This window comes from uncultured Sphingorhabdus sp. (assembly GCF_937872355.1).
Taxonomy (GTDB): domain Bacteria; phylum Pseudomonadota; class Alphaproteobacteria; order Sphingomonadales; family Sphingomonadaceae; genus Sphingorhabdus_B.
This window is the reverse complement of sequence record NZ_CALMSV010000250.1, coordinates 1-1,957: the sequence shown is the minus strand read 5'-3', so window position 1 is coordinate 1,957 and position 1,957 is coordinate 1. Positions and strand designations below refer to the sequence as shown.

Annotated in this window: 4 protein-coding genes; all 4 read left to right on the top strand. The window is 59.7% G+C overall.

Translation table 11 applies throughout. From position 1 onward, the window contains the following. Positions 1 to 147: 147 nt before the first annotated feature. Positions 148 to 429, top strand: a complete 282-nt coding sequence (locus tag Q0239_RS16040; protein WP_298604743.1) for a hypothetical protein — start codon at positions 148 to 150, stop codon at positions 427 to 429. Positions 430 to 602: 173 nt separating this feature from the next. Further along, positions 603 to 1,184, top strand: coding sequence for a PepSY domain-containing protein (locus Q0239_RS16035; RefSeq protein ID WP_298604741.1), 582 nt, complete (start codon positions 603 to 605; stop codon positions 1,182 to 1,184). Positions 1,185 to 1,239: 55 nt separating this feature from the next. Then, positions 1,240 to 1,617 (top strand): transposase, encoded by a 378-nt coding sequence (locus Q0239_RS16030; protein ID WP_298604739.1) that lies wholly within the window; start codon positions 1,240 to 1,242, stop codon positions 1,615 to 1,617. After that, the coding region (gene tnpB / locus Q0239_RS16025) for an IS66 family insertion sequence element accessory protein TnpB (RefSeq protein WP_298604737.1) at positions 1,614 to 1,957 on the top strand (344 nt) is incomplete at its 3' end. The genes Q0239_RS16030 and tnpB, both read left to right, overlap by 4 nt.

Here is a 1,957-nt window from a genome sequence, read left to right as displayed (position 1 = left end):
TAGCTGTTGGTCAACAGCGGTTGACATAAATCAATATGGCGCTCTGTCGCCTTAGCTAGAGTAGCGACGGGTAGACAGGGAATGGAGGCTGAAATGGCGATCGAAAGCAGCTGATCTGAAGTGTATGCATCTGCGACTGGCCCGAAATTGACCTTCTTCAGCAATTCGCAATGGCTGAAGTTGTTTGCTGGGAATCCAGCAAAGTCCTACGGCGTATGGAATGAAGCGCTCGGCCTGACGTCTTCACGCGTCAAGGAACAGGCCGACTACGCAAGGGCGCTATCCGAATGCATGGAAGCGCAAGCCAAGCTCGGCGCGATTTCCGGAACATGGGCCGAAACGAGCTGCGGTATGAGTGATAACGTTTCAAGCGGGCGAGCAGCATGTCATCTCATCCGCTGTCAACGCACCTTGCCGGTCGCAACTTGAGGCAACCAGCAGTCGCTATCAATCCCTTCATAAGGCGACATTCAAAGTGTCTTGATTGCGATGGTTCGGGGTTGAGCGGCGCAAGACGCATCACGATCGCAAGACGCCGAGGCCGAGCGACGTAATTTCTGCCTCTGTCAACCGTCCTACCCTCCCATCGCAGGAGAATTGTCATGTACGTCAAAAAGTGTGCGAAGCTCTTCATCCTGCTAATTTTGGCGATTGCGCCTTTCCCGGCCTTTGGCTACGAGCCTGCCAATCCTGTTACGCAACCTTCAGTCCCGCAATTCAACGAGTCCGAAACTGCGGCGATCCTGCGGGAAATCAAGGCATTTGGGAACGTTCGGGTGTCTGCCCGGCGTGCAATTGCAATAGCCGAAAAACGCGGCGCCGGCGCCAAGGTTGTCGACCTGAGTTTCGACGGAACTACCGGTCGCCTTGTCTACAGAGTGAAGGTCCTTTTGAACGAGGAACTGTGGGAAGGCAAGGTTGATGCTGCGACGGGAGTGCTCGTCGACGACGGGTCAACAACGTCTGCATTCAAGCTGGGCGAGGAGGATAAGGCTGCGCTCGCAGCCTTCGCCGCTGCCGCCTTGGATCTTTCCGAGGCTGTCGCAATCGCCGAAAAATACGGCTCCGGCAAAGCCGTAAGCGCAGGACTGCAGTTCGACGGCGGGAAGCTCGCCTTGATGGTAGTGATCGTCAGCAAGGGCACACTGAAGGGTCTGCCTCCGGCGGCGGCCACCTGGCGCTGAGCGCGAGTGCGGCGATGATCGTGTCCATTTCTAATAGAAGCGGACACCATCACAGATGTCGGACGGCCATGAAGGAGATCCGGCGACGCTCGGGCGCAAGCGCCGGTCCTGGACGCTGGATGAGAAGCGCCGGATCGTCGACGAGAGTCTCGAGGACGGCGCCTCGCTTGCCGAGGTTGCGCGGCGTCATGATCTCAACGCCAACCAGCTCTTCACGTGGCGTCGACAGTTCGGCGTTGAGGCCGTCGAGCCGAAGAACCTCGCACCGATCGTTCCCGTGACGATTACACCGGATACGACCCCAAAGGAGAATGAGCCGAACGTGACCGGCCAAATGGAGATCGTGCTCGCCGAGGGCGATCGGATCCTGGTGTGGTCGGACGTCGATAGTGCGGCGCTGACGCGAGTGCTGAAGGCGCTGGCGCGGCGATGATCCCGGTTCCGAGCGGCGTACGGGTCTGGATTGCGACGGGCCACACCGACATGCGGCGCGGCATGCAGGGTCTGGCGCTGCAGGTTCAGGAGAGCCTGAAGCGCGATCCCTTTGTGGGCGATCTCTACATCTTCCGAGGTCGGCGCGGCGATCTGGCTAAGATCCTGTGGCATGACGGGATTGGGCTGTCGCTCTACGGCAAGCGGTTGGACCGCGGAAAGTTCGTCTGGCCATCGGCATCGGGCGGCGCGGTGTCGATCTCGGCGGCGCAGCTGGCGTACATGCTGGAGGGAATCGACTGGAGGAATCCACAGCTGACGTGGCGCCCGACGCGAGCGGG

Coding starts and splice junctions, on each gene's coding strand:
- Q0239_RS16035 (WP_298604741.1), top strand. CDS start 603: ATGTACGTCAAAAAGTGTGCGAAGCTCTTCATCCTGCTAATTTTGGCG.
- Q0239_RS16030 (WP_298604739.1), top strand. CDS start 1,240: ATGTCGGACGGCCATGAAGGAGATCCGGCGACGCTCGGGCGCAAGCGC.